This is a genomic window from Scytonema sp. UIC 10036, assembly GCF_009725235.1.
The window spans coordinates 98,647-106,374 of the sequence record NZ_WJFC01000018.1; the positions used below are offsets into that span (position 1 = coordinate 98,647).

Below are 7,728 nucleotides of genomic sequence, written 5' to 3' on the forward strand. Positions count from 1 at the left end.
TGAGATGTCTGATTCTCAAGAAGCCGTTGCGATTATTGGGATGTCAGGTCGCTTTCCTGGGGCAAAAAATGTAGAGGAATTTTGGAAGAATCTACAAAATGGTGTCGAATCTATTACGTTCTTCTCTCAAGAGGAACTGGAATCAGCAGGAGTTCCAAAAGAATTGGTTCGCAACTGTCAATATGTCAAAGCCAATGGTATTATCGACAATGTAGAGTGGTTTGATGCGGCATTCTTTGGCATGAATCCAACGGAAGCAGCAATCACAGACCCACAACAGCGTCTTTTTTTAGAATGTGCATGGTCAGCATTAGAGCAAGCAGGTTACTTGCTTGAAACTGATTTAGGTTCCATAGGAGTTTATGCAGGAACAGGTGGATTCAACAGCTACTTCTTGAATAATCTTTATGCCAATCCTGAATTAAGAAAATCTGTTGGGGATTATCAAATGATGATTGCTAATGATAGCAATCTCTTATCGACACGAGTTTCTTACAAGTTAAATCTGACAGGACCAAGTCTGACGATTCAAACGGCTTGCTCGACTTCATTAGTCGCCATTTCTATGGCTTGCCGCAGTTTGTTAAATTATGAATGCGATTTGGCTTTGGCAGGTGGCGTTTCCATTAGAGTTCCCCAAAAAACGGGATACTTATACCAAGAAGGCATGATTCTGTCTCCGGATGGTCACTGTCGCGCCTTTGATGCTCAAGCACAAGGAACTGTAGGTGGTAGCGGTGTGGGAATTGTGGTGCTCAAAAGATTAGAGGAGGCGATCGCCGATAGAGATTACATTCATGCTGTGGTCAAAGGCTGTGCTATTAACAATGATGGTGCAAAGAAAGTTGGCTTAACCGCACCGAGTGTAGATGGTCAAGCCGCAGTCATTTCCCAGGCGCTGGCTTTTGCTGAAGTGGAACCAGAAACGATCGCTTATATCGAAGCTCACGGAACAGCAACCCCTATGGGCGATCCCATAGAAATGAAGGCGCTCACACAAGTTTTTTCACGTTACACTCAAAAGAAAAGTTTTTGTGCCCTGGGTTCGGTGAAAACCAACGTCGGACATCTCGATTCAGCAGCCGGTGTTGCTGGTTTGATCAAAACTGTTTGTGCGCTCAAACATCAGTTAATACCACCGAGCCTGCATTTTCAAGAGCCGAATCCGGAGATTGATTTCGCCAACAGCCCATTTTATGTCAACACCCAACTCTCCGAATGGAATACGAATGGAACTCCGCGCCGTGCAGGGGTGAGTTCTTTTGGCGTTGGTGGTACAAATGCCCATGTTATCCTTGAGGAAGCTCCGGTGATTCAAACCTCAGGACCATCCCGACCTTGGCAATTGCTCATGCTCTCAGCAACAACCGACACGGCGCTTCTTGGTGCAACAGTGAATTTAGTGGAGCACTTGCGGGAACATCCCAAGCTGAAACTGGCTGATGTCGCTTACACTCTCAGTATAGGTAGAAAAGCTTTTGACTATCGACGGATATTGGTTTGTCGGAATCGAGAAGATGCGATCGCCCAAGGGACACTGGAGGAGCCAATCGCTGCACTCTCAACCAATGACTCACAACAAGTTTTGACTAACTTTCAAGAACCCATAAAGCGAAAAGTCGTCTTTATGTTTTCTGGACAGGGAGCGCAGTATGTGAATATGGCGTTAGAACTCTACCAACTAGAGCCGACATTTCGCCATTATATTGATATAAGCTCGGAAATCCTCAAGCCGCATCTGGGATTGGACTTGCGTGACTATCTGTATCCGCAAAAGCATCACCTTGAAGAAGCAACAGAGCAACTCAAGCAAACTGCACTCACCCAACCCGCACTGTTTATCGTTGAGTACGCCTTAGCACAGTTGTGGATGTCCTGGGGAATAAAGCCATCTGCCATGATTGGTCACAGCATTGGCGAATATGTCGCCGCCTGTCTTGCGGGTGTGTTCTCCCTAGAAGATGCTTTGTTGTTAGTGGCAAAACGAGGACAACTGATGCAGCAATTGCCCACAGGTGCTATGCTTGCAGTCCCTCTAGAAGAAAAGCAACTGCAACCGCTTTTGGGTGAGCAACTCTCCTTGGCTGTGATTAACGGACCTGCTCATTGTGTCGTGGCAGGAACCACAGAAGCTATAAATGCATTGCAACTCAAGTTGATGGCACAAGGGGTAGAGTGTCGCCATTTACACACCTCCCATGCTTTCCATTCTCACATGATGGAGCCGATAAAAGCACCATTCACTCTTGCGGTGAAAAAAGTCAATCTCAAACCACCTCAAATTCCTTACCTGTCCAATGTCACTGGTACGTGGATAACACCAGAGCAAGCCACGAATCCCAACTATTGGGCGCAGCATTTACGACACGAAGTGCGCTTTGCACAGGGTTTGCAACAATTGTTCCCACAACCAGAGCAAATCTTGTTAGAAATTGGACCGGGTCGAACATTAACGACATTAGCAAAACAACATCCACAGAAAGCAAAAGAACAAATTGTCCTCTCATCCCTACGCCATCCCCAAGACGAAAACTCAGATTTTGCTTTGTTACTAACAACCTTAGGCAAACTCTGGCTGGCTGGCGTGCAGGTAAATTGGTCAGAATTTTTTGCACACGAGCAACGCCAACGTCTTCCTTTACCAACCTATCCATTTGAGCGCCAGCGATACTGGATTGACCCCCCTCTTATTGGTCAAGCAAAGCAATTCTCATCCAATGAAAATACTGAACCCACCCAAAAACGAGAACCAATCCATTCGCGACCCAATTTACACAATGCTTATGTTGCTCCCACAAATGAACTGCAGCAAAGTCTGACTGAAATTTGGCAACAATTTCTTGGTATTGACCAAATCGGTATCCACGATGACTTCTTTGAATTGGGTGGCGACTCTTTACAAGCAGTTCAGCTTCTTTCCCAGTTAAGTGAAACCTTTCAAAAGTCCTTGTCTGGTCATAGCTTACTTCAAGCTCCCACCATCGCCGCGTTATCGCAACTCATTCAACAGACGCCATCAGAATCTGAAATTTCCACCCAAAAACAAACAGAGTCTGTACCTTCATTGCTTGTGGAAATTCAAAAGGGATGCTCGCAGCAACCATTATTCCTGGTGCATCCTGTAGGTGGACACGTCTACTTCTACCGCGATTTAGCACGTTGTCTCGGTTCAGACCAGACTGTTTATGGCATACAATCCCCTGCAGTGGATGGACACACAGAACCTTTGACCAAAGTCGAGGACATAGCGACTCAGTACATTCAACAGTTACGTATTCTCCAGCCACAAGGACCTTATTTTCTCGGAGGTTCTTCCTTTGGCGGTACAGTTGCCTTTGAAATGGCACAACAACTCCATGCTTTAGGTCAAGAGGTAGCACTGTTAGCTTTGATCGATACCCCAGGTCCCGGTCAAATGCCCGTGTTTTTGGAAGAAGATGAAACTGCAATCCTGGTTTACATACTTAGTGTGGGTTTAAACATAAAAATCACACTAGACCACCTGCGGCAGATGAGCCCTGACGAACAACTCCTCTACTTTTTAGAGCAGATGAAGATGACCGATACAGGAACACCGCCTAATTTTGGACTAAGAGAATTGCGTCGTGAACTCAAGCTTTTCAAAGTTTATATGAAAGCAATGCGAAATTATGTCCCGCAAACTTATTCCGGTCACATCGTCTTTTGTCTTGCAACAGAGAGAGATGCATACAATGCCCAAAGTCCAGAATTACCTTGGCTTTTGGTAGCAACTTCTGGGGTCAAGGTGATACCAGTACCTGGAAACCACATTACGATGCATCATCTTCCCCACGTGCAAGTCTTAGGTGAGAAGCTACGGCTGTATCTGGATTCGGCAAGGCAGCTCATTTAGTACTCAGGAGATAAAAATGCGATTACATGAACAACAACAACAAAATCAAAGTTTATCCACCTCTGACCCCTTGTTTGAAATAGTTGGTGGATTCGCTAAATCACAGGCTATTTTTGTTGCCGCGAAACTAGGGATTGCAGATATTTTGAGCAATGGAGCGAAGAATACTCATCAGCTAGCCCAATCCACAGGAGTCAATCAAGTTTTTCTTGAGCATTTGATGCGGATGCTAGTCAGCCTCGATCTCTTTTCTGTGGATGAGGACAACAACTTTACATTAAACCCCTTAGGAAAACGTTTATTGACTGGCACGAATGATTCTCTTAGAAGTACAATACTGGCAACAATGCAGATATTTTATCCGTTATGGGGAAACCTGCTACATACTGCGACAACTGGTGAAAGTGCCGTTCAACAAACTTTTCAAACCAGTTTGTATGGTTACTTAGCACAAAATCCCGAGGTGGCAAAGAATTTCAACGAGTACATGGAAGAGACGACCAGAGAATGGCTTTTGCCACTTCTAGAAGCTTACGACTTTTCCAAAGTGGAAACAATTGTCGATGTCGGCGGTAGTACGGGCAGCTTAATTGCCTTTATTCTCAAGGCAAATCCCCAATTGCAAGGTATTTTATTTGACCAAGAAGATGTTGTTGCAAGTGCCGGAAAAGTTTTGTCAGCTGCTGGAGTTGCTGACCGTTGTCAGATTGTTGGCGGTAACTTTTTTGAGTCTATTCCCAAGAGTGGTAATGTTTATTTAATTTCGCGAGTTTTACTCAATTGGGATGATAGCCAAGCTCTGAAAATTCTGACGAACTGCTACAAAGCTATGACATCTAACGATAAACTATTGATTGTTGATACTGTCATGCCAACAGATAACCCGTCGCCGGAATTCAGCTTTGCCAGTCTTAACTTATTTTTAACTGGTGCTTCTTTAATGCGAACGGAAGATGAATTTCGTTGTTTATTATCAACAGCAGGTTTTCAGGTGACTCAGGTGCTCCAAACAAAAGGTATTATGAGTGCAATTGAAGCCAGAATTCAACAATAAGAGGTATCATTATGGCAACAATGGGAAAATATTGCAAAGCTTACTTGCTGAAAAACTTCCGTCAGTTCTCTCACTGGACTGAGAACATTGAAAATGTCAAAAAAGAGAAGAAACAGGTAGATGGCAAAGAAGTCGAAGTTGATAGACAACTCACTGATGACGATATTCTCTATCTGCAAGAAAATTACGTAGTGACAGATGGTATTTTCAAAGATGAAAACATCATTTTTGAGAACGTCACTCCTGAATGGAAAGAGTTTTGTACAAAGACGTTGGGTTTTGAAATTCCAGTTTACGAGCCGATTACAATCAACACCTCGGTTATTCAAGACAACGCCAAGCCCTAGTTATTGAAGAAAAGGAAAAACAAGGAGAAACTGCAATGAACGAGTTAGTACAAAGATTATCCCAAGGAAATCATCCCGTTGAAGCCAGTCTGAGACCTGAAAAAACTGTCGCCGCTTTCAAAGAGAGTATTGACCGCTCCTATGTGCATATTAAATTCACCAACACAAAGGGTGGTACGGAATTGGGGGTCAAACTCGATCCCGAAGCATCCGATTTCAATTCCGCTGACTTTGAGCGTCAAACGGGGAAGGTTCACTTAGTAGGTGACCTTACGTTGAATTATGTTAAAGTGAAATGTATCGCAGATATTGACCTGAAAACACTTGCAGGTTCAGGGCATCTCGAACCGATAGAGGCATAAGAGCGGTCACATTTCTAAGCCGGTGCGTGACGCTACAAGTCTTACAACTACGTTGAAATTTGTTCGTAGCGTCACACACCCTACGGTTTTTATGTGCTGTGTTGCGTAAGCCCTCTCGTTTGATTATCATTTTAATTTAGTGACTCTTGATTAAATTTGTAAAGCATATTTTGTCCTAAATGGTTTTAAAGCATATCCCTTCCGTTTGGCAGAATTATCATTTAAATCACAAGTACGAATTTCAAGAAAAACTTATTGAGACCTTGAGCCATGATGAATACTACGCACGGTATGCAACGCGAGAGGCGATCGAACGCAACCAAAAGCTAGTAGCAACCTGGGACACACTCTCAATTCTTTTGTGTCAGGGATTTACTGGTAAGCAGGAGGTCACTCAAGTGCCAACGCTTGATGGCACGATCGCACTTCAATTAACTCTAGTAGAAAACAAAAACAATCGCTATCAAATTACAGTATCTCCCTGGCCATTTGGGGAGAGCGAGGTCAATACTTGTAGAAAAATTTTTGACCCTAATTTCCGGAATGCTGTAACTCAGTTTTGTAGTTACAGTCAACAAAAACAAATTTTACTTATTAATTTTAAAGCTTATATCTAAACCAAACCACGCTGTTTATTACAGTGTGGTTTTATACGTTTGGAGAGAGATTGTTCACTCATCTCCAGAACTTCAATTATCTAAGCGCATATGTAACAGGGGAAATGGCTTGCTCATGCTATCGAACTCCGAACGTCCTTCGACTTCAAACCCCATCTGTAGGTAAAACCCCACCGCCTGTTCGTTCTGCTCGTTCACATCAACTCTTGTGGCACCGAGGGTCTTGACGGCATAATCTAACAGTCGCCGTCCGATCCCTCTTAAGCGCCACAAGGGATGGATGAATAGCATCTCAACTTTGTCGTCTACTACGCCAACAAATCCAACAACCTGACCTTCCTCATCACGCACGCAAGCCAGTTCCTCCACATGGGGAAGCTCATCGCGCACCAGTGGCTTGAAGAACTGGATATCAACTTCCGTCAGGAAAAGGTGAGTTGCGCGTACAGAGGCTTCCCAAACTTCAAGGACACGCGGGAGGTCGGACGGACGTACCAGATCAATGCCTTCTTGCAATCGCATATTGCCTTTAATACTTATGTTGTTGGTTTCATCCATATGCTAGCGGCATAACTAGTGAATTATGATTTACCTCACGCAAAGGCGCAAAGACGCAAAGAGGTCTGCCGAGGTTTTATGAGCGCTAATTTGCGGGACATGATATGACTCCCTGCCTTTGCTAGAGTTTAGTGATAGATTAACAAAGTTTTTGGGCAAGATAAACCTAACGCCTCTGTAATCATTATCAACTGGAGTTAGGAGTCATCACCATGTCTCGTTTTGACAAGAACGTTATTGCCACCTTAAACCGCATTGCAGCCCAGAAAATCTTTGAAAAGATGCGGATTTTAAGGATGTCATCCACGGAAAACTCCAAGAGACGGTGGATTTGGGAACTTTTACAAAATGCCAATGATAAGGCTGCAGTTGATTTTCCGGAACAAAAGGTTGCTGTCAGGGTAAGATTGACTCCAAAATCTATAGAATTCAGTCACAATTACAGTTATTTTACCAATAAAAATATTGAAGGTTTAATCCGTCAAATTAGTTCGGATGATAAAGACTGGGGAGAAACTGATAAAACAGAGATGCCCAAAACTATAGGGAGATTTGGTACGGGCTTTTTGACCACTCACCTGCTTTCAGAGAAAGTCATTGTCAGTGGTCTTTTTCAAGATGAGGGCGATATTCAAAGGTTTTCTTTTCCCCTAGACCGCAGTGGTAGGGAACTCAAAGCCCTCATTGAGAGTATCAATAACTCATTCCAGGAAGTGAACACAAGTTTAAACGATTCTCCAAAGATTGAAAATCCTGACTTTAGTGCTTACAATACCACTTTCCAATACGAACTTGACGAGCTAGGCAGGGGGATTGCGGAAGTGGGATTGGACGATCTGGAAAATTCGCTCCCCTATACGTTAATTTTTATCGATAAAATTAAATTGGTGGAGATAGAAAGAAATAATTGTGAAAA

At 43.5% G+C, this 7,728-nt stretch carries 7 protein-coding genes; 6 read left to right on the plus strand and 1 reads right to left on the minus strand.

Features of this window, described 5'->3' with window-relative positions; genetic code table 11:
- Nucleotides 1–4 precede the first annotated feature (4 nt).
- The 5 genes from F7734_RS11290 (at nt 5) to F7734_RS11310 (ending at nt 6,254) form a co-directional block, all read left to right on the plus strand.
- Nucleotides 5–3,874 carry a type I polyketide synthase gene (locus F7734_RS11290; protein WP_243146815.1) on the plus strand — a complete coding sequence of 1,290 codons (3,870 nt, stop codon included), beginning with the start codon at nt 5–7 and terminating at the stop codon, nt 3,872–3,874.
- A gap of 16 nt (nt 3,875–3,890) precedes the next feature.
- Nucleotides 3,891–4,928, plus strand: a complete 1,038-nt coding sequence (locus tag F7734_RS11295; protein WP_155744736.1) for a methyltransferase — start codon at nt 3,891–3,893, stop codon at nt 4,926–4,928.
- 11 nt (nt 4,929–4,939) lie between these two features.
- Nucleotides 4,940–5,275, plus strand: a complete 336-nt coding sequence (locus tag F7734_RS11300) for a hypothetical protein (RefSeq protein WP_155744737.1) — start codon at nt 4,940–4,942, stop codon at nt 5,273–5,275.
- A gap of 35 nt (nt 5,276–5,310) precedes the next feature.
- Nucleotides 5,311–5,637, plus strand: a complete 327-nt coding sequence (locus F7734_RS11305) for an MbtH domain protein (RefSeq protein WP_155744738.1) — start codon at nt 5,311–5,313, stop codon at nt 5,635–5,637.
- Between the two features lie 179 nt (nt 5,638–5,816).
- Nucleotides 5,817–6,254 carry a DUF3891 family protein gene (locus F7734_RS11310; protein WP_243146816.1) on the plus strand — a complete coding sequence of 146 codons (438 nt, stop codon included), beginning with the start codon at nt 5,817–5,819 and terminating at the stop codon, nt 6,252–6,254.
- A 72-nt stretch (nt 6,255–6,326) separates the two neighbouring features.
- Here F7734_RS11310 and F7734_RS11315 read toward each other — a convergent pair whose 3' ends face one another.
- Nucleotides 6,327–6,812 carry a GNAT family N-acetyltransferase gene (locus tag F7734_RS11315; RefSeq protein WP_243146817.1) on the minus strand — a complete coding sequence of 162 codons (486 nt, stop codon included), beginning with the start codon at nt 6,810–6,812 and terminating at the stop codon, nt 6,327–6,329.
- A 212-nt stretch (nt 6,813–7,024) separates the two neighbouring features.
- Between F7734_RS11315 and F7734_RS11320 the strand changes: the two genes are divergently transcribed.
- The coding region (locus F7734_RS11320) for a hypothetical protein (RefSeq protein WP_207714076.1) at nt 7,025–7,728 on the plus strand (704 nt) is incomplete at its 3' end.